Genomic DNA, 21,568 nt, shown 5'->3' on the forward strand with positions numbered 1-21,568 from the left:
GAATATCGTCAATTTACAGATAATAAAACTTTTCGATCATGGTTAATTAATGCTTTATTTAATCTAGACTATAATCAAGATAAAACTGCTTAATAATCCGTTCATCCGTGGCAAAACTATTGTGAGCTATCCGTGGCAAAATCTGTGTCTAGCACAGAAGAATATCATTCATTTACAGGTAATAAAAATTAGAGTGTATATTATTCCTATTTTTACCGAAAAATTAAGGTATAAAGCCTTCTATTTCAAGAGAAAAAAAGTGCTAGGATATTTCTCTTCAATCCTCTTGGTTTTCCTTGAAAGAATTATCAATTATCAATTATCAATTATCAATTAATCAATGCTCCCTATTCTCTTCCTCTTAGAATAAGATAACCACTTAGACTTTATCTCCTTAATCTTGCCATTTTCCTTCATTTCTAAAATTTTAATATTAATATTGTTGAGAAAAGGGCGATCAGGAGAAATAATAAAACCATAAGCTTCACTAGCAAAATAAACTGGAGATAACTTCAAACGTTCTTTAGGATGATTATGTAAATAATACTGAAGAGCAGGAACATCAAAAACCACACCATCCACCTCATCTGACTTGAGTAAATTAATTGCATCTATCAAACTCTCAGTCTGACTAATACGCGCTCCATAAAACTCTGCCCATCTTTCTCCAGTAGAACCTTTAACTACCGAAATTCTAGCATCCTTAATATCTTCAGGAGAACTAAACTCTACAACTCTTTGATTAGACAAAGAAAGAGTTAAAGTAGTAGCTATACCAGCAGTCAGAGAAGAAACTGTCACCATAGTAACAACCATCCATACCCCAGCAATAATACGCCCAGCTTTAGTAATTGGAGTACGATCGCCATATCCCACCGTAGTTAAAGTTACCACAGCAAACCACATACCATTACCCACTCCATGCCAATAATCTTTAGGAAATTGTTCAGTGTTTTGCCGTCTTTCAGCTAACCACAAAAGATTACCCACTATAAATAATAGAACTATTAATAAACAAACTGAAGAAATAAAAGCCAGGCCAAAAAAAGGTCTAATTCTACTCCAGACAGTAGGTCTCTCAGCAGTAATTAACAAACCAATATTGGCAAGAAAATAGGGTTGAGTAAAAGTAACTTTTTCTAATTCTAAGCGATCGGAAGTTATACTTATCGGCCCAATAATAACATCTAGTTCTCCTTTAGTTATACTGTCAATACTACTAGCCACACTATCTTGTGGGATAAATTCGTACTCTAGTTCTTCCGATAGAGCTAGTTCTTGCCAAATTTCAACACTAATACCTTGGAAAAAATTATCCTGAATTACAAAAGGAGGCGATCCAGCTACACCAACTCGCAACTTTTCGGCCTGAGCTGGTAAAAGAGTATTAATTATACAGGTTATAGTAATAAAAGTCAATAAACTTAGTCTGTTGAGCATTTCTCAGAACTGAGTTGGGCAATCAAATTTTAATGGTGACAATTTTTTTTGCTCCGAAGTAAGGCATAATAATCAAGTCCAGTTTTTAGTACCCCAGTTGATGGGCTACTTATTAGGAATTGGTCATATCAAAGCCAACTTTGATGTAATATAAAGTTTTGTAAGCTTGCTTGAGAATCACTATAACATTAAGAAGAGAAATGACAAAAACAGACGATAAAACTATTGTCAGAGATTATTTTAATTCAACTGGTTTTGACCGATGGCGCAGAATTTATGGGGATGGTCAAGTAAACAAGGTACAGTTAGATATTAGGAAAGGACATCAGCAAACCGTTGATACAGTTCTCAGTTGGCTACAAGCAGATGATAATTTATCAGGCTTATCAATATGTGATGCTGGTTGTGGGGTTGGTAGTTTAAGTATTCCCTTAGCTCAAGCTGGATCAATTATTTATGGTAGTGATATCTCAGAAAAAATGGTATCCGAGGCTTATCAGCGTGCGAAATCTAGTTTAATCAGTATAGATAATATTAATTTTGTGGCTCAAGACTTAGAAGCTTTAAGTGGTAAGTATCATACAGTTGTTTGTTTAGATGTTTTGATCCATTATCCTCAAGACCAAATTGCAGCTATGATTAATCATTTAATATCTCTAGCAGAGTCACGGTTAATTATTAGTTTTGCCCCAAAAACTTTAGCTTTAACTATATTGAAAAAAGTAGGAGAATTATTTCCTGGTCCAAGCAAAACTACTCGTGCTTATCAGCATCAAGAAGCAGATATTATCAAAATTATTGAAAGTAATGGTTTTTCTATCCAAAGAAAAACAATGACCAGCACCAGTTTCTATTATTCTCGTTTACTAGAAGCAGTGCGTAAATAATTAATTATTAATTATTAATTATTACCGAAAAATTGTGGGTATGTGCCTCCCTTTTTAAAGAGATAAAAAAAGAGACTATTCCTTAATGTCAAGACTCCTTATTGCAGAGGTACTGATAACTGATAACTGATAACTGAAATGACCTCTTCTGTGATAGAAGGATTGATTTAAAGGAAATTTTTTTCTTTTTTTCTCCTTGAAAAGAGAGGCTTTCAACCTTGATTTTTCGGTAAGTAATAAACATTTTGGTTGAATTATATCCTCAGTATACCAAAAATACATAGCAATTTACTTATTTTGCCAGTCAAATTTTAAGAGGTCGAGTAACTAGAATATGAAAATTATGAGTAGAGGAAGTTATGATTTAACTAAAAAAAATAGGAGTTTTAGAATTGTTTGGACCTGAAAAAATATCCAAATAATTGATAATTAATAACTAAATAATTCAGGTTGAAATTCTCCACTTAATAATAAAAAAAAATATTCACTTTGTCGTCAACCCTCTGCCTGGGAAAAAGAGTTCATTAATGAATAATGGATAATTGATAATTACCTCTGGTTAAAACCGTTACGGAATTGAAGATAAGGAAATATCCTAGCACTTTTTTTTCCCTTAAATTAAAAGGGGAGGCTTGAAAGTAGAAATAATTAATAATTATTAATTATTTTCCCTTTTTCATGCTCTACCAAAGGCAGTCGCAACATGAAAATTGTTAATCGCTGAAAGCATAAAATGTGAAACCCAGAAACTGAGATAAAAATCCCAAAGATGATAGTTCATAGCTGAGAGTAGAATTACTATAGCAATCCTAAATAGGTTGTGATAAATTAAAAAGTAAATAAAAAATTTGAAACTCTTAAAAGCAGTAAGATTTTTGCCACGAATATGCGGAGGATTGCTATATGATATTAAGGAGTAAAAAAATGATGACTAAAATTTTCTTAGTAATAGCATCTATGCTAGGAGGTTTATCTGTAGTAGCTGGTGTTTTAGCTGCTCACGCTTTGAAACAAAAGCTAACTCAATATTCCCTAGATATTTTTCAGACAGGCGCTCGTCTACAAATGTACCATTCCTTAGCATTATTAATGGTAGCCTTTCTATTAACAATAGAAGAGCTACCCCAATCTTTAATGGTCATTGCTGGATATGCCTTTATTGCCGGAATAGCATTTTTTTCTGGTAGTTTATATGTCCTGAGTCTAAGCGGGATAAAATGGTTAGGAGCCATTGCACCCATAGGTGGAGTAGCATTTATAGTAGGATGGAGTTGTATGGCGATCGCTGGTTGGAACCTAAAATTATAAAAAATAGATTGTTTTAACTATTTCTATAAAAATACCTTTATTAAACTCAAAAAAATCTGCAAAAATTAATAATATTGTAGTAAGAGTGTAAAATTCAACCACTTCAAGCTATAGTGTAATATAGCAAAGCTATAGAAATCTGGGTATCTGGCTTCTGTGAGTTACTGCCTCAATCCCAATTGCCCCAACCCCTCCGATCCATTAAATGCTGGTAAACGTACCTGTTGCCAATGTGGCTCTGAATTGCTACTGCAAAATCGATATCGTATTATCAAACCTCTAGGGGGGGGAGGTTTTGGCAAAACTTATCTTGTAGAAGATAAAGGGGTACAAAAAGTTCTCAAAGTATTACTGAAAAGTCATCCGAAAGCTATCTCTCTGTTTCAACAGGAAGCACAGGTACTTATCAGTTTACGAAATCCTGGGATTCCGAAAATAGAAGATGATGGATATTTTACATTCTTCCCAGCAGACAGTGAAGAGCCTCTACACTGCCTAGTAATGGAATTTATTGACGGCTCCAATTTGATGGATTGGATGAAAAGTCGTCGCCATAGGCCAATAAATCAAACTCAAGCAGTAGATTGGCTAACACAATTATCGACAATATTGGACAAAGTTCATCAGCAGAATTATTTCCATCGGGATATTAAGCCCCACAATATCATGCGGAGGCAAAATGGCCAGTTGGTGCTGATAGACTTTGGCACTGTGAGAGAGGTATCAGATACCTACTTGGTGAAAGTAGGTCAAGGCCAAAATGTTACAGGGATTGTCTCACCAGGGTATACAGCTCCAGAGCAAAGCAATGGCAAAGCAGTACCTCAATCAGATTTTTTTGCTTTAGGACGTACTTTTGTCTATTTATTAACAGGTAAACCCCCAACAGCTTTTCCAGAAAATCCACGCTCTGGAAAGCTTCAATGGCACAAATATGCCCCTCAAGTATCAACAGAATTTAAAAAAATCATAGATTATTTAATGGCATTGACTCCTGGCAATAGACCTCAAAGGCCAGCGATAATTTTGCAGTGTCTGGCAGAACTAGACACAGAAAATAGTCCAACTGATAATTCTCGTATTTCTACTCCTGCTCAACCAGGTCGTTCAAGTAGAGAAAATACAAAACTACCAACAGACAAAACTCAAACTAGACATAAAGTTAAGACAAAATTCAAAACAAAAACAAGTACAAAAATATCTAATAAGTCAAGAATTAAGTTCATAAATAACCTAATAGTAGGGTTGACAATGTTACTATTAGCAGCAGCAAGTTCTCAATTTTATGGCTTTTGGCGCTACGGAATGTTTCCTAGTCATCCAGTTTTTTTATTGCGAGGTTTAAACAGTAGTCGATTTTTACAAAAAAACTTAAATGGTTATCTCGGAGAAGTAAATGCGATCGCCCTAACACCAGATGGTCAAACTTTAGTCAGTGGTAGCTTAAATACCATCAAAATTTGGAACCTCAAAACTGGGGAACTAAAAAGGAATATTCGAGATGCTCATACAGATAAAATAACTACTCTCGCAATAAGTCCTAATGGTGAAATATTGGTAAGTGGCAGTGCAGACAAAAATATTAAGATATGGGATATCAAAAGTGGTAATCTATCAAAAGAGATTCCAGCTCACGATGGTCAAGTAAATTCAATTGCTATTAGTCCTGATGGACAGACATTAGCAAGTGTTGGTAGCGATCGCTTAATGAAGTTGTGGAACCTCAAAACAGGTAGTCGAATACTTACTCGTATACCAGATAAGGAATATGAAGTAAAAGCTCTAGCCTTTAGCCGGGATGGCACCATTTTAGTTAGCGGTAGTGAAGATGGTACTATTAGACTGTGGAATCTGAGTACAGGTATTCGCAGACAAACTTTAGAAGGACATACCCAGGCAGTTAATGCTATCGCCATCAGTCCAAATAATCAAACCTTAGCTAGTGGGAGTGAAGATGGAACCATTAGAATCTGGGATTTGTATACAGGAGAAGAGGAAAGTATAATTACACCAACTACAGATGCAGTTAAAGCAGGTGCAGTTAAGGCTGTTGTTTTTAGTGCTGATAGCCGAACAATAGTTAGTGGTGGTGACAAAATTACTATTTGGAATACAATTACCGAAGAAAAATTACAGACATTTTTTGGTCATTCAGAAACAATAAGTTCTCTTGCTATTACTCCCGATGGCAAAACTTTAGTCAGTGGCAGTCTAGATCAAACAATCAAAGTTTGGCGTATGCCTTGAATCAGTTATCAGTTATAGCGCGTAGCGCTAGGGAATAGGCAACAGGCAACAGGCAACAGGCAACAGGGATGATACAGGATAATAGGAAACAGAAAATTTGTTCATCACTAATTACGGTTTGCTGAAAAAGTCTTTTTGGTAGGGGTAGGAGTCAGGAGCCAGGAGTCAGGAGTCAGGAGGAATGGGTAATTTAGAGGAGACAGGAGCAAGACTTATCCCTTGATTTTTCAGCCATGAGTCAACCTAAAATCCTAACTTTTTGAGTCCCTTAGAACGAAAACCTTGTAATGCATGAAAGACCATTAAAGGCTAAAACCTTTATCTGTTAATGCTTTTATATTTAATCAGCAAGCCCTAATTATCCGGACATGATATTAGTCCTCTGTAGGGGTTTGGAGACCGAACCCCTACTTTGATAAATCTTCAGAATAAAGCTTCTGTCTCAACCGGATTTAGTATTAATATAAAAAAAGTAGGGAAAAAAGATGATTTATTTTTTCCCTACTTTTATTTGCAGTTAATTAACCTAATTTTCTAGAATCTGAATTGAGTTCTCACACTACCTACCCAGAGAGTCTCATTATTCTCATCGTGATTAGGATTAGTAATCACAAACAAAGCAGGAGTAATCGCAATAAAATCATTCACTGCATAACGATAGAATACCTCAATATGTACCGAAGTATCTGGGTCCTTCAATTCATCATCATCACCACCATCAGTAATAATTGGTGGTACACCAACAAGAATTCCCCCTAAACTACCATCCTTAAACAAGTCCGGAAACGCTATGGTCAAGGCACCATTGATAATCGTAATATCATCATCATCGTCATTATTCTCTTCTGGTCGTGCCCAAGTTGCACCAAACCAACCACCAATTTGAATATGCTCGTTGAGCTTCCATTGAGCTTCAAAACCTAGTTGATCCGCAGTCGTGGGAACACCATCAAAAGGATCTCTTGCTGTAAAACTACCCGTACTTCCAGTTAAGTTAACATCATCCTTAATAAAGTAGTTCCGCACATAACCGATGTTAAAAGCTAAACTATCATTTAGGTCAACCAAGACCTGGCCAAAACCACTAAATGAACCATTAAATAAACCTCTACCCTCCCTCGGATCTTCCGATTCTGGTGCGGCATAACCTCCTGTCACCGTGAATGTATCGTTAAAGGCGTATTGAAGACTTATGCCTTTATCCGCAGGTCCACGGTAAAAAGTTGGGTTGTATCTTCCAAACCGGGAAACAGAACCCCCACCACTACTCTGAAACGGATTGAGTACAGGCATAAAATCATCAAGGTCTATAGAATTAAGACCGACCATCACCATACCTTTCTCGTTGAGCACTGGAAATTCGTAGACCAAATTATCTAGAACGACCGTATCATCTGGATTGCTTTGATCGGTACCCAATCTGGTCATTAGAGTATTAGTTAAATCCCGACCACTCCAGTTAGGAACATCTCTTGCTTGTAAACGAGTTCTGAGGCGGTCTTTACCCGTAAAGCTGGTATCAAAGTTTAAACGAACCCGATAACCTAATGCAGTTTCGGTTCTATCGTTTTCACTCCTTTCTGTCCCACGCGCTCCTGCTCGTTCTCCAAAGGTATCAGTCAGCCAAAAGAGAACTTCACCATTAAGCTTAGTAGTTGTAGAGAATTGATTTGCTTCAAGTTCTGCAGTTCTGGCTTCTAGGGCATCAACACGACCACCTAACTCTGCTAGTTCTACCGCAAACTCCTCTTGCAGTCGTTGCAGGACAGCTAAATCATCACGAGTTACTAAATCTGCAGTTGCAGCAGCAATTAACTCTGTAATTCTATCTAAACAAGCATTTAAACCTGCTGCAAACTCATAACGGGTCATTGCCCGATTTCCTTTGTAAGTACCATCTGGATAACCTACAATACAACCGTAACGCTCTACTAGAGATTGTAAAGCTTGGAAAGCCCAATCAGTGGGTTGTACATCTGACAACTGAGACACAGATGTTACCTGTCCCATAGGGTCAGCTTGTTCTAACTCAGATCCTGGAATTTGTAAGGAGGGGTCTTTCAGTTTTTGCAAGCGACTATCTCCTGGTACTTCTACCTCCTCTGAGGGAGCATCATTTTGGGCTTCTACAGGTAACTGAGTAGTTGTATTAGTAGTATTAGTATTAGTATTTTGAGCATTAGCCAGTTGTTCTACAGAAACCTGATTAGCTAAAGCAGAATTAGCGATTAATAAGGCAGCTAGACTGAACGTACCAGGAGTTTGCTTAAGAACATTCAAGATTATTTTTGTCATTATCGATCTCTCCTCACACCTTTTAATTAAACTAGGAAACTATTGTGCCTTTTATCAACAACCCTACTGTTTAGAGTAGATTGAACTGTTGATTGTTCCAATTGATTTTTTAACATTGATAGTGCTATAAGCTAAGTTTAACTTAGCTGAAAGTTAAACTTTTAAATAGCTATTTACCAATGGATAATGGATAATTGATAATTAATCAATTCCGCTTTATTGCCTCTCCGTTTCAATGTATATATTGATATAAGAAGAGAGTTGTTATGATCCACTCTCCATTATTCATTGTTCATTATCAATTAATCAGAATTCCTTATATTCAATTCAGTTACAGTTTATGCCGGAGGTAATTATCCATTATCTTTAAAAATGAAAATTACATCCGTTACTGGGGGATTAAGTTCCTCAATTTTCTAAGCAGATACTATGAAATAAGCACACTAGAGTTCATGCTAGATAATATGATATGGAAATATTCCTAGTAGTTTTTACCCGAAGCCTATCCTAGCAAAGATAGAATCAGACATATACATCTAACAAATCCATCAGAACCATCCCCAAGTAAGTTATTTTGTTAAAGGGTTATACAAACTAAGCACAGTCATATTTTTTTACCAGACAGGTTAGCACCTCTTGCAGCATAGTGCAACTATCTTGAATATTAGGATTTTTGATATAAATTGAGATATTCTTAAGTTTTTAATGACCAATAAGTTGAAAATTTGAAAAAAATCCCTAGATATAACCCCTCAACTTTTAATTAGCACTCCTAGAGGCTAGCTAAAGGGTATATAAAGTAGTTTGTTTAGTAATTTATTAGGTAATGAACAATTCAATAATCAAAGTCTTGAAAAAATCTTCAGAATTAAGGTCTGGTATATTCAAGACTCACTACTATTCACCATTCACCTATCAGTTAATGAGAAACTAGGACGCTACACCAAAGGAGATGTATGAATAAAACAGGTAAGCATTCCTTGCATCTGAGTTACTCTCTGGCTAACTACTTACTACTAACGACTGAATGCTTACAACTGCTATTTAATTTTCTACCCTCAAGCCAAAAATCTAGAATCTGAATTGAGTTCGTATTGTACCTACCCAAAGAGTATCATTATCCTCAATGTGATTAGGATTTGTAATCACAAATAAACCAGGAGTAATGGCAATATTGTCATTCATTTGGAAGCGATAAATTACCTCAATGTGTATAGAAGTATCATCGTCTTTCAAATCATCATCATCACCACCATCAGTAACAATCGGTGGTACACCAACAATAATACCACCCAAACTACCTTCTTTGAGTAAGTCTGGGAAAGCTAAGGTCAAAGCACCAGTAAGAATGGTGATATCATCTGTATCACTGTCATCTTCAGGCCGAGCAAATAATGTACCAGCCCAACCACCTATTTGAAAGCCATCAGTAATTTTCCATTGAGCCTCAAAGTTGATGCTATCTGCGCTAGTTCGTGTGCCATCAAAAGGATCTCTGGCTTTAAAACTACCTGTACTTCCGGTTAGGTTAACATCGTTTTTGGGATGGAAGGTACGAACATAACCTACTTGAAAAGCTAGATTTTCATTTGGTTCAATCGTAAACTGGCCAAATCCACTAAATCCACCATTAAAAACACCTCTGCCTTCTCGAGGGTCTTCTGCATCTGGTGCAGCATAACCTACAGTTAACTGAATTGCATCATTAAAGGCGTAAGCAAATTTAACACCAGTATCAGAAGGAGAACGATAGTAAATAGGGTTAAATCGTCCAAATCTAGAAATTGAACCACTACCACTACTATCAAAAGGTGTAATAGGTCCAATGAAGTCGTCAAGACCATAGCCATTAGCCGCTAATTCTATTTCACCTTTACCATCTAGTAAAGGAAAACGATAGGCCAACTTATCGAGCTCAAAATCATCATCTAAATCATCATCTGTAGCGAGGCGAGTCATCAAAGTATTCGTCAAATCTCGATCGCTATAATTCGGAACGTTACGAGCTTGTAAGCGAGTTCTCAAACGGTCTTTCCCAGTAAAACTGGTATCAAAGTTTAAACGAACCCGATAAGCAAAAGAAGTCTCCGTTTTGTCCTCATCACTCTTTGCTACTCCACGACCTGCAGCTCTTTCTCCCCAGGTATCACTCAACCAGAATAATACTTCTCCATTAAGTTTTGTTGTAGTAGAGAATTGATTGGCTTCTAATTCTGCTGTTCTGGCCTCTAAAGAATCAACTCGTCCCCGTAAAGCAGCTAATTCTGCAGCGAACTCTTCTTGTAGTCTTTGTAAAACGGCTAAGTCTTCCCTAGTTACTAAATTCGTAGTTGCAGCAGCAATTAATTCTGTGATTCTATCTAAACAAGCATTCAAACCTGCGGCAAACTCAAAACGGGTCATTGCCCGATTTCCTTTGTAAGTCCCATCAGGATAACCTGCAATACAACCATAACGCTCTACCAAGGATTGCAGAGCTTGGAAGGCCCAGTCGGTAGGTTGTACATCAGATAACTGAGTCACGGATGTCACCTGATCCATGTACTCTCCATTATCCAAATCTGATACCCCTACTGGTGCCAGTGAGGGGTCATCCATTGGCATTGGCCGACTATCAAAAGCTTGAGCAATCTCAATCGGACCTTGGGCTAAGTTCTGATTTACAGAACCTTCATCGGTTCCTACATTTTGTAAAGGAGTCTCAGCAGCGATCGCCGAGCCTGCCATTAATAATGCCACACTCAAAACACTAGGGCTGTGTTTAAAAGTGTTCCAGATAAGTTTTTTCATATTTTTACCAATCCTCACACCAATTTGGAATAAGCTAGGTAATACCTAACTTGATTTTGCTCAACATAACCTTAATAACATTTTTTCAATCGGCACCATATTCTAAATTTTGGTTACGACTTTAGATTTATCGTTTAGCCATATTATTGAAGTATGGATTACTAAATAAATCTAGACTTAAATTAGTCTGCTTTTAAGGAATAATCAAGACTACAGTTATTTCTTTGCTTTGCAAAATAAAGACAGATAATATTAAGTCTTAAATATTTTTTTCAGGCTTCTAAGTTTTAAATGGCCTATTTTCAAGGTAGTTTGACAGTTTTAGAGACTGGTTTAGTGATTAAGCGTTGCTGTAATTTAATTTCCACCCTTTGAGGAAGGCGTGAGAATTGATTTACACACAGCTCAAGCATTATTCCCTTCTCTATATCACAATTTAGTTAATTTGTCTATATATACTATTTCTTTAATGATGAGTTTACAATGTTACATTAGAAATTATATTTTGCTTGATTAGTAAAAGTTGCACTCTCGTCGCAAATTCTACACCTAATTTGACAATTTGCAACCTAAATTTTTTGAGTATTTTTTCAGCAAACAAGCCAAAAACTAATAGAGGAAAGGATTGGAATAACTGCTAGTTAAATATGAAATTAAAATAATTAAGTAAATTTGAAAACAATTTAATTTTATCTAATCACCAGTTAACAACTAATTTATCGTTTTTCAGTTTCTAAATTTTTATTAGGTAGGGCTTGCTTATATAGCTTAAAGTATTTACAGATAAAGGCTTGAGAATTTTGGAGTCGAAAAAAGTGCCAGCTTTTCAGTCTGTCACTGCAAAAAGTTAGCATTTTGGGCAGAATGATTGTAGAAAAATCAAGGGACAATTCTTCAGAGAATACAATGTAATTCCCCTAACACCTGTAGGGGCGTTTTGCTATCGCACAACTCCGTTAACGCGGAGCGACATATAAAGCGGAGCTTTGCGTTAGCACATGGCCATTTCCGTTCCGGAATGCTCCGCAAACGCCCCTACGACTCCAGACTCCATAAACCCTAGATAATCGGTGTTGAATCTAAGCGACGAATAGCTACTACTGAAGGTTTCGGAGGATCGTTAACTTTTTTAGTCGGCCAGTTAGAACCCATGGGAACTGTACGATTTTGCATAAAATCTGAACCATCTGTTGTTTTCATGGCAAACTGACGAGTTTCTGAGGCCATATTTTGACGAATGCCACTATATTCTCCAGGATGCTGAATGGCCAGAAATAAAGTTTTCCCATCTTTCGTAAAAAACGGCCCACAAGTTTCAGTTTCTGTTGGTCCAATGCCAAATAAATAAGCTTCACCAGCATTAGGACCGGAGGTAGGAATATACCAGATAGAATTATTGCCAAATAAACCACATAGACTTGACTGGTTCATTGGTTTGTCATCCTTACCCATTCGATTTTCCGGTACTGCTTTGTTATGTTTGCTGGTACTCATATCTGTCACCATCCAGAGATTACCCTGTGGGTCAAACTCTAGGTTGTCAGGATTAGAAAATCCTAGTCCACCATCTGTTGGTTCTCCTCCTGTAGCAAACATTTGCCAACGAAATGTCATAGCATCTGGGCGATCGCCGTCTTCAACTAAACGCATTATCCAGCCATATTCATAAGCTGCACCATCTGGACCTTTAAATATACGTTTGTCTGGACTACCATCAGAACTACTGGGATATCCAGAAGTAAAGGCAATAAATAAACTGCCATCTTTAGCAACTTGAGTATCTTCGGGACGAGCAGCACAAGTAACGCCAGCAGCATTGGCAGCTAAATGAGCATCTATGAGAATTGTCCCTTGTTTTGCTTCGGGGTCTCCTTCGTATAAGTCCCCCAGAGTTTTATATTTTTGTTTAAAAGCTTCTATTTCTCTATCTTTTGTGGCTTTGAAGCTACCACCTTCTGGTCTTTGGGGCAAATTAATCATACCGTTAACATGGACACTTGGTAAATCTGGATTAATGGGAGTATCTTCTTTTAATGGAATCCAACTACCTGTTCCATCGGAATTAAATTTCGCACCATATAACATTCCATTTGTCAATAGTTGAGAGTTAGATTTGTCTGTGGGGTCTTTGACAATATCCTTACTGACAAACTTATATAGATGACCGCTACGGCGATCGCATCCTGAATAAAAGGCTAAAGGTTGATTTGCTTCTGCTCTAATACCGACTGCTTCGTGGCGATAACGACCCAACCAAGTATGTTTTGTACCATAGTCATCAGGGTTAGTTGGGTCTACTTCTACCATCCAACCATATTTATTACCTGCTAAACCAAATGCACTTCCGAGACCAACTACTCCTTCTTGACCAATAAATACAGAATTTCCTTGAGTGGGATCAACAGAAGTACCATCAGAATAAACTGCTTCAATTACATAAGCTTGAAAATTTTCTTCGGCGCTAAAGACTGTTCCCCAGGGTGTAGTACCACCTGCACAATTAGCAAAACTACCGATAATCTTATCGCCTAATTTATCGTCATAACCTTTACCTTTTTTATTAAATACTGCCACTGCGGGTCCTGTTGATTTTAAATAACGCCCGTCTTCTAATCCTGAAATTCCTGTTATTCGGCGGTCAAATTTTGAGTTTGTTCTTACCCATTTTCCATCGGGTTCGCGACGAATAGAAATAACACCTATTCCCATATCGATCATTGCCTCTTTAGCAATTGTAATTATTTGTTTTTTCAGAGAACTTTTATCTAATAATTCTTGAGTATTAACACCAGATTTTACTGCTGACTGAAATGCTGCTGCTATCTCTAAAAATGGCAGAGATTTACCAATAACTTTTTCATAACTTGTTATCCAAGTTAAGGGGCTAATATATTCAAAGTTTATGGTTAATAATCCTTCGTTTTCTCCGGTTTCAATATAGGAAAGATAGTCATTATTGTAGCCAAAACGGGAATCTCCTATTTTATCACCCCAAGAACCTATAATATCGTAGGTAAAACCTTCTGGAATTACTAAATCATCTACTACTTCGTATGTGGTATAATCATCTATTTTGAATTCTTGATTAGTGGTTGCCAAAGGCATTGGGCTTTTGACTGGTTGGAAGTTAATATTGTTGGTTGAATTGGTACTGACGGGAGATGTTTGGGTGAGTGAAGTAGAAGATTTTTGTTGACAGGAACTCAGGGTAAATGTTCCAGCACTTGCTCCCAGAAATAGGAGGAATTCTCGACGATTAATGTTCATAGATAAAGAGGTTAAGTTTGATTTTTTTTAGTATAGCTTTAACCAGGAGTCAGGAGTCAGGAGTCAGAATGAAAGCCAAGTCAGGCGTAGTGCTGTGTCAAGCTTGAAAATGTGGGTTGAAAAACCTAACCCCCCAACCCCCTTCCCTGCTAGTGTTGGGGGGGGTTTTCTCCCCTCTCAAGAGCAGGAGAGGGGTCGGGGGAGAGGTCTTCCGAGTTGCTGAAACACAATATTCATTTTCAACCTAGACAAAAGTTCTACGGTTGTCAATGCTGTTATTTGGGGGCGGGTTTATTTAATTTATTGGGGAAATGTCAATATTTTTAGTGGAACCCGCCCCTACTATTGAACTTATCAGTCAAGTTTGACACTTCCTATAATATTCTCTAGCCATATATTTATATACAGAAGAAAAGTTAGCTATTATAGAAAAACTTATGAGACAATCTAGACAAACACGACAACCTCTCAATATCTTCAGGGCGATCGCCTCCCACCCGATGATTTCTTTACTGGTAGTCTGTAGCCTGCTGGTAATAATTGTTTTCTCCCATACCCCAATAGCAACAGCTTCAGCAGTTGAAGATGTCGATGGTATACTTATACGCGAATATATCAGTATGACTAAAGAAGGAGGCATTTCTTCTGTATTTACCATCTTCTTTTTGACTATTGGGCCTCTCAAAATTGTACCTACCTTTGTGAGTCTGACTGCCAATGCTGACGACACACTCCGAAAGAAAATGGCATTTCGTGGGTTTTGGATTTCGACCTTAGTTGTAATTTTGACTGCCCTTTTCGGTATAGGAATACTGGATAAATATGGAATTCCTATTTCAGCTCTAATGATGGCAGCAGGAATTGTACTGTTTTTAGTAGCACTGAGCATGGTAATGGCGCAATATGGCTCGGCGGCTCCGCCCCCATCTCCTCCAGAAAATCCATCCCTTGATTTAGTTGTTACTCCCTTAATTTTTCCGACAATATTGACCCCCTACGGAATTGCCATAGTCATGCTGATCATGTCTATTCTTAAGAAGGTAGCAGGCAATGAAGTTTTGGTTTTGGGAATGTTAGTGGTAGTGATGGTACTTAACCTACTTAGTATGCTCTATGCCCGTCAAATTCTCAAGGTATTGAAGCCATCAATTCTCAAAGTTATCGGACTGGTGTTAGGGATTATTCAGCTTTCTCTAGCTATTACTTGGATGTTCACAGCTATTAGAATGGAAGCTTTAGTAATTCAAGCAATTCTGACATCCTGAACTTGTAGGGATGTTGAATGCAACGTCCCTACATTGCAATCTCCTGTAACTTGGCGGAATGACAAGGGATTGTTTGATATTTTATAATTATAAAATCCTCCATTTTTTAAGCAATACTTTATGACAAAAGAATATTATATTTACATAATGACTAATAAGCGTAACACTGTCCTTTATACAGGTGTAACCAACGATTTAATCAGGAGAGTTTATGAACATAAGTCAAAATTAGTAGAAGGATTTACCAAAAAATATAATATTAATAAATTAGTTTATTTTGAAATGTATGAAAATCCTTCCGAAGCGATCGCTCGTGAAAAACAGATTAAAGCTGGTTCTCGACAGAAAAAAATTAATTTAATTAATAGTATGAATTTGGAGTGGAAAGATTTGTACCTGGAAATAGTTTGAAGTTTGAAATATAATATAAAGTTCTTAAGGAGGCAAAAAACGTATTTCTGTCATTGCGTTAGCGCAGCTTTGCGATAGCAAGCGATAGCGTTTGCGGAGCATTCCGTCAGGAAAGCAATCTCGTGGTATTGGGATTGCTTGGGGGGGTGAAAATTCCCACCATAAACTTGAGCGTGTTTCCCACCCCCCTCGATAGGGACATTTTTACCTCTGCCAAAAAAAGCACTACATAGTCAGTAGTCATTGCGACTGCAACGGAGTGGAAGGTTTGCGGAGCATTCCGGAACGGATAGCAATCTCAGGGCTAAGGCGAGATTGCTTCGGGGGGTAAAAATTCCCACCAGAGACTTGAGCGTGTTTCCCACCCCCCTCGATAGGGACACTTTCATCTCCTTCTTCCATTCTGACTCCTGTCTCCTGTCTCCTGACTCCTTCTTCCATTCTGTCTCCTGTCTCCTGACTCCTTCTTCTTTTTCCCACCCCCTCGATAGGGACATTTTCCAAAAAAAGCACTCTTTCCTTCAGTAGTCATTGCGACTGCAACGGAGTGGAAGGTTTGCGGAGCATTCCGGAACGGATAGCAATCTCAGGGGTAAGGCGAGATTGCTTCGGGGGGTGAAAATGCCAAGAATAAACTTGAGCGTGTTTTCCCCCCTCGCAATGACAACCCAGAATTCTGTCTCCTGACTCCTGTCTCCTGACTCCTTCTTCTGTCTCCTGACTCCTGTCTCCTGTCTCCTTCTCCTAAACCACTAAATTTTCAAACTGTAAATTTTTTGTGTTTCTAAATTTTCCATAACTGTCGATAATTCATTAATTTCAAAACTATGACGTTTCAGTTTTCCTTGTAAGGTAGTCATAGGATCGACACCAGAAGCGATGAGAAATTCCAATTTTAAAATATTTTCCCATTGAGCTATTTCTGTTAATACTTTGGCGATCGCCTCCAAATAAGGATGATTTGATTGTTGATACCATTCAGATGTAGTTAAGATAGCTTTTTCTAAACCAAAATTAACTATTAAAGGTGCTTGAGCAAAAACCGCTGTTGCCACTGCTCTAGTTTCTTCCCGCAACAGAAAATCATATTCTTTGATTAAACTGCGTAATTTTTCCAAATATTCATAGCGCTGTTGAAACGGATTTTTCAGACTTGCAATATAAGAATTATCGGCAAATTTTCCTTCTGTGTTTTGATAATTCCAATCAATAGCAATTGTCACTAAATAACTGCGTAACAACATATGACCTAATTTTTGCGCCTTAGTCGCCAAATAAGCAGAATTATAATCTGTTGTTTCTATTAACAAAGGAAGCCGATCTACTACTTCAATTCCATAACCATTTAAACCTGCGATTTTCCGGGGATTATTTGTAATCAAACGAATTTTCTTCACACCCAAATCATTTAATATTTGCGCTCCCACACCATAGTTGCGTAAATCAGCAGGAAAACCTAATCTTTCATTAGCTTCGACTGTATCTAATCCTAGATCCTGCAATGAATAAGCTTTCATTTTATTAATTAAACCTATTCCCCTACCCTCTTGTCGCAAATAGACAACGACTCCCGCACCAGCATTTTCAATCATTTTCATCGCTGCTTGCAGTTGCATTCGACAGTCACAACGGAGGGAACCGAAAGCATCTCCCGTCAAACACTCAGAATGTACCCGCACCATGACATCTTTTTCCGGAAATTCTTCTGGGTTGCCTTTAACAATAGCTACATGTTCCGAATTATTTTGAGTATTGCGGTAAGCATAAATTTGGAACTCACCAAATTGGGATGGTAACTTTGCAATAGCTTCTCGGTAAACAAAGCGATCGTGTCTGATGCGATAACTGATCAGATCAGCAATACTGATCAATTTCAGATTATGAGTTTGAGCATATTCTATTAATTGAGGTAATCTTGCCATTGAACCGTCTGGGTTTTGAATTTCACAAATAACCCCCGCTGGATATAAACCTGCAAGTCTAGCTAAGTCAACAGAAGCTTCTGTATGACCAGCTCGTTTTAATACTCCTCCTTCTTTAGCTCGAATGGGGAAGACATGACCAGGGCGACGTAAATCTTCCGGTTTGGTAGTAGGGTTAATCACAGCTTGAATAGTTCGCGCTCGGTCTTCTGCTGAGATACCTGTAGAAACTCCCAACTGTGGGGAAGCATCAATACTGACAGTAAAAGCTGTTTGGTTACTGTCAGTATTTTTAGTAACCATAAGTGGAATATCTAATTCGTCAAGGCGATCGCCTGTCAATGAGAGACAAATTAGACCTCTAGCTTCTACTGCCATAAAATTAATCATGTCTGGAGTAGCAAATTGAGCTGCACAAATTACATCTCCTTCATTTTCTCGATGTTCATCATCGACTACTACTACAGACTTACCTGCTTTAATGTCTGCTAGTGCAGCATCAATAGAGTCAAATTGAAATTGTTCGTTTGGTTGTTTATTCACAGATAGCTTCCCTGGTTTTGTCATTTTTTTTCAAAATATGTTTAAAAGTATACAAATATTATAACGATATACAAAGATTATAGGGTTTCCTAGGCTACGGAAGTATAGTAACAAGAATGAATAAATTAGATAGATAGTTGAGAATATACATATGCAGCAACTTGAAGACTCTATTAAGTAATTGAGTTTCAGATAGAAAATATCATACAATAATTGGAAGTAAATAATATGAAAGGTAGAATTTTTACAGAACAAGAACGTCAAATACTTGCAGATATTATCGTTCATCGTCGAACAGAACCAGTTGCAAAATTTATTAATAAAGAAATTCCTGATACAATAATAGAGCATTTACTATTTGCTGCTTTGCACGCTCCTTCAGTTGGTTTTTCTCAACCCTGGGAATTTGTGATTATTCGTGACCCATCAATTAAGGCCAAAATCAAAGCGTCTTTTGAAAGAGAAAATGAAAAAGCAAAAGAAATATTCAAAGATCGGCCTTTACCTCATCAATTTCAATTGATTGGTACGGGAATAAATATCACTCCCGTTAATATTGCTGTTTTCTATAAACCCTCACCTAATCCTGTCTTAGGTCAAACCTGTACGGATAAAGTTGGACCGTACAGTGTTTGTCTGGCAATTCAAAACTTATGGTTGATGGCTAGAGCTGAAAATATAGGTGTGGGTTGGGTAAGTATTTTAGATGAAAAAGAGGTAAAAACTATTCTTAATGCTCCTCCAGAAAATGAATTAATAGCGTATTTATGTTTAGGTTATGTCACAGAGTTCACGGAAACCGAACGTCCTATGTTGGAAATTGCTAACTGGGAAAAGCGCAAATTAAAGGAGGCAGTGATTTATTATGACAGTTATCAAAACAGGGAGTAGGGAATAGGGAATAGGGAGTAATTTGAAAGATAAAAACATTTTTATTATGGCTAATTAATGAGACTTGATATTATACGCCCAAAAAAGAAACAGGGTTTATTGCCCTGATTGTTGTTTTTCAAATCACGAAATAAAGTAGGGACGTTGCATGCAACGTCCCTACAAAGTTATCATTTTTTTAATTTGGTTCATTGATCTGAAAACTTTTGGAATATGAAAGTAAATCATGTTAGTTAATGAAATTAATCAAGAATTAGGCAAACCCTATTTCGAAACTAATAACTTTCTAATTTATCAACTTGATTGCTTAGATGCAATGACAAAAATTCCAGATGATTTGATTAATTTAACAGTGACTAGCCCTCCATATAATATTGGTAAAGACTATGAGAAAAATTTGCCAATTGATGAATATTTGTCTTGGTGTAATATCTGGCTATCAGAGATTTATAGGATTACTCTAAATACAGGAGCTTTTTGGTTAAACTTGGGATATTTATCAATTCCTAATCGTGCTAAAGCCATTCCTATTTATTATTTAATTTGGGATAAAATTCCTTTTTATTTAATTCAATAAATTGTTTGGAATTATGGAGCGGGAGTAGCAGGTAAAAAGTTCTTTTATCCCAGAAATGAAAAGTTTCTTTGGTATGTGAAAAATCCTGATCAATATACATTTAATTTGGATGAAGTTCGCGACCCAAATGTTAAATATCCTCATCAGAAAAAAAATGGTAAATTAAAGGTTAATCCCAAAGGAAAAAATCCTACTGATGTTTGGCAGTTTCCCAAAGTTATTGCGAAAAACCGAGCAGCAAAAGAAAGAACTCCTCATCCAGCTCAATTTCCTATTGCTGTAATTTCTAGAATAATTCAAGCTTGTTCAAATCCCAATGAAATTGTTTTTGATCCGTTTCTTGGTTCGGGTACCACAGCAGTAGTTCCTTTAAGTTTAAAACGGCAGTTTATTGGGTTTGAAATTAGAGCAGATTATTGTGAAATTGCTGCTAATAGAATTGAGAATTTGTTGAGAGAAAAACAAGTTGATGCAGAACAATTATCCTTGTTTTAAATTTTTGATTTATAAAGGTAATTCTAATAGCTTGTAACGTTCTACATCTATACTTAATCTTGCCTGTTATCCTGTAGCAGCTACTTGATCCTGCCAATCATCTTGATCTAACCAACCAAACCTTACCAAAGTAATTTTTGGTCTTTCTGAAGCAGGGCTATTTCTATTAAATTTCTCAAAATTAATTGCTAAATAGTAACCAGATTTATTTTTTTTTAATCTACTGTTAGTAGTGCTTTTTTGAGCATAACTACGATTTCCATATATACTACGCTTGCTTGAGGAAGTTTTCATCTCAATTGAGTAGTATTCATTAGTTAGACAAACAATATATTTTTCATTATCATTCTCTTCTCTGCGCCAAATATTAGGATATTTCCTAGCTAATTCTAAAGGAATAAGTTAATGTAAAAAGTATCCCATAATCTGAGGACGAGGAAATAAATCTACTCCTATTTTATAAGCAGAGCTTGTAATATTAGATTCAAAAATTTCATGCCAAACTTGATTAATTAATTCATAAATTTGATTAGAATTAAGAGGGTGTTGTTTGATAAGTTCTAGTGTTTTTGCTTCCCACGCTTCTACAGGTAGTCCCGCATAAGGTGATAGCATTTATTGAATACCCTCTAACAATTTACTCGGTGATACTTCTAAAGCTCTAGCCAAACGGAGAATATTCAGAAGTGCTACATTTCTTTCTCCACGCTCAATACCACCGATATAGTTTCGGTGTAATCCTGCTAGTTCAGCTAACTTTTCTTGAGAAAGTCCTTTTGCTTGTCGCAATTTTCGCACTTGCTGACCAAAAATTTTTAACTCAATATATTCTGACACTATTACAGGGTACCACCGAGGATAAACCTGAATCTACACACTATAAGTGTGATTCAGTTTTTTCACCCTTAATAAGTAGGTTGGTGAAAAAATTTACAGGTATGTCATTGCGACTGGAACGGAGTGGAAGGTTTGCGGAGCATTCCGGAACGGATAGCAATCTCAGGAGTGCGCGGAGATTGCTTCCTATCGTCGATAGGGACAACTATTGAACTGGATTTGATATGATATCAAGTCTGTCGGACATGATATTACGCACCCAAACAAGAAACCGGGTTTTTTTCTGATTGTTGTTTTTCAAATCACGAAATAAAGCTAGGGACTTTGCATACAAAGTCCCTACTTTGTGGTCTGATACGGTTTAGATAAGACCAAAACTCACAAGATATCGCT

13 protein-coding genes and 2 pseudogenes are annotated in these 21,568 nt (G+C 36.9%); 7 read left to right on the forward strand and 8 right to left on the reverse strand.

The features are described 5' to 3' along the window. Nucleotides 1-333 precede the first annotated feature (333 nt). Complete coding sequence (locus tag ACP6PK_RS16335; protein ID WP_094673894.1) at nucleotides 334-1,440, reverse strand: transporter substrate-binding domain-containing protein; 1,107 nt, start codon at nucleotides 1,438-1,440, stop codon at nucleotides 334-336. A 200-nt stretch (nucleotides 1,441-1,640) separates the two neighbouring features. Here ACP6PK_RS16335 and bchM point away from each other — a divergent pair, with 200 nt between their 5' ends. The 3 genes from bchM to ACP6PK_RS16350 all read left to right on the forward strand — a co-directional run bounded on the left by bchM (nucleotide 1,641) and on the right by ACP6PK_RS16350 (nucleotide 5,882). After that, nucleotides 1,641-2,327: a magnesium protoporphyrin IX methyltransferase gene (bchM, locus tag ACP6PK_RS16340; protein WP_426560861.1), complete on the forward strand. Its 687-nt coding sequence runs from the start codon at nucleotides 1,641-1,643 to the stop codon at nucleotides 2,325-2,327. 924 nt (nucleotides 2,328-3,251) lie between these two features. Next, nucleotides 3,252-3,635, forward strand: a complete 384-nt coding sequence (locus ACP6PK_RS16345) for a DUF423 domain-containing protein (RefSeq protein WP_426560863.1) — start codon at nucleotides 3,252-3,254, stop codon at nucleotides 3,633-3,635. Nucleotides 3,636-3,791: 156 nt separating this feature from the next. Beyond that, nucleotides 3,792-5,882, forward strand: a complete 2,091-nt coding sequence (locus ACP6PK_RS16350; RefSeq protein ID WP_426560865.1) for a protein kinase domain-containing protein — start codon at nucleotides 3,792-3,794, stop codon at nucleotides 5,880-5,882. A 534-nt stretch (nucleotides 5,883-6,416) separates the two neighbouring features. Here ACP6PK_RS16350 and ACP6PK_RS16355 read toward each other — a convergent pair. The 3 genes from ACP6PK_RS16355 to ACP6PK_RS16365 form a co-directional block, all read right to left on the reverse strand. Beyond that, nucleotides 6,417-8,177, reverse strand: a complete 1,761-nt coding sequence (locus ACP6PK_RS16355) for an iron uptake porin (protein ID WP_426560867.1) — start codon at nucleotides 8,175-8,177, stop codon at nucleotides 6,417-6,419. Between the two features lie 1,071 nt (nucleotides 8,178-9,248). Then, on the reverse strand, nucleotides 9,249-10,967 hold the full coding sequence (locus ACP6PK_RS16360) for an iron uptake porin (protein ID WP_426560869.1): 1,719 nt from the start codon (nucleotides 10,965-10,967) through the stop codon (nucleotides 9,249-9,251). Nucleotides 10,968-12,026: 1,059 nt separating this feature from the next. After that, the gene (locus ACP6PK_RS16365) at nucleotides 12,027-14,234 is read right to left on the reverse strand and encodes a PhoX family protein (RefSeq protein ID WP_426560871.1); all 2,208 of its coding nucleotides are present in this window, start codon (nucleotides 14,232-14,234) and stop codon (nucleotides 12,027-12,029) included. Between the two features lie 437 nt (nucleotides 14,235-14,671). Here ACP6PK_RS16365 and ACP6PK_RS16370 point away from each other — a divergent pair, with 437 nt between their 5' ends. Further along, complete coding sequence (locus ACP6PK_RS16370; protein ID WP_426560873.1) at nucleotides 14,672-15,499, forward strand: MarC family protein; 828 nt, start codon at nucleotides 14,672-14,674, stop codon at nucleotides 15,497-15,499. Nucleotides 15,500-15,619: 120 nt separating this feature from the next. Continuing rightward, the gene (locus ACP6PK_RS16375; RefSeq protein ID WP_426560875.1) at nucleotides 15,620-15,910 is read left to right on the forward strand and encodes a GIY-YIG nuclease family protein; all 291 of its coding nucleotides are present in this window, start codon (nucleotides 15,620-15,622) and stop codon (nucleotides 15,908-15,910) included. A gap of 240 nt (nucleotides 15,911-16,150) precedes the next feature. On the opposite strand, the gene ACP6PK_RS16380 is transcribed toward ACP6PK_RS16375, so the two are convergent. Together ACP6PK_RS16380 and ribBA are read right to left on the reverse strand one after the other, a co-directional pair. Next, nucleotides 16,151-16,414, reverse strand: a complete 264-nt coding sequence (locus ACP6PK_RS16380) for a hypothetical protein (RefSeq protein ID WP_426560877.1) — start codon at nucleotides 16,412-16,414, stop codon at nucleotides 16,151-16,153. A 248-nt stretch (nucleotides 16,415-16,662) separates the two neighbouring features. Further along, nucleotides 16,663-18,399 (reverse strand): bifunctional 3,4-dihydroxy-2-butanone-4-phosphate synthase/GTP cyclohydrolase II, encoded by a 1,737-nt coding sequence (gene ribBA, locus ACP6PK_RS16385; protein WP_426560879.1) that lies wholly within the window; start codon nucleotides 18,397-18,399, stop codon nucleotides 16,663-16,665. Between the two features lie 204 nt (nucleotides 18,400-18,603). Here ribBA and bluB point away from each other — a divergent pair, with 204 nt between their 5' ends. Together bluB and ACP6PK_RS16395 are read left to right on the forward strand one after the other, a co-directional pair. Then, a complete protein-coding gene (bluB, locus tag ACP6PK_RS16390) occupies nucleotides 18,604-19,266 on the forward strand; it encodes a 5,6-dimethylbenzimidazole synthase (protein WP_426560881.1) in 663 nt (220 codons plus the stop codon). A gap of 316 nt (nucleotides 19,267-19,582) precedes the next feature. Further along, nucleotides 19,583-20,338 (forward strand): annotated as a pseudogene (locus ACP6PK_RS16395) (DNA-methyltransferase). Nucleotides 20,339-20,404: 66 nt separating this feature from the next. Here ACP6PK_RS16395 and ACP6PK_RS16400 read toward each other — a convergent pair. After that, a pseudogene (locus tag ACP6PK_RS16400) lies at nucleotides 20,405-20,953 on the reverse strand (ScaI family restriction endonuclease). Beyond that, nucleotides 20,954-21,175, reverse strand: coding sequence for a helix-turn-helix domain-containing protein (locus tag ACP6PK_RS16405; RefSeq protein WP_371357500.1), 222 nt, complete (start codon nucleotides 21,173-21,175; stop codon nucleotides 20,954-20,956). Nucleotides 21,176-21,568: the final 393 nt, after the last annotated feature.

It is taken from the genome of Dapis hubbardiae BLCC-M172, from assembly GCF_050016015.1.
Lineage (GTDB): Bacteria > Cyanobacteriota > Cyanobacteriia > Cyanobacteriales > Microcoleaceae > Trichodesmium.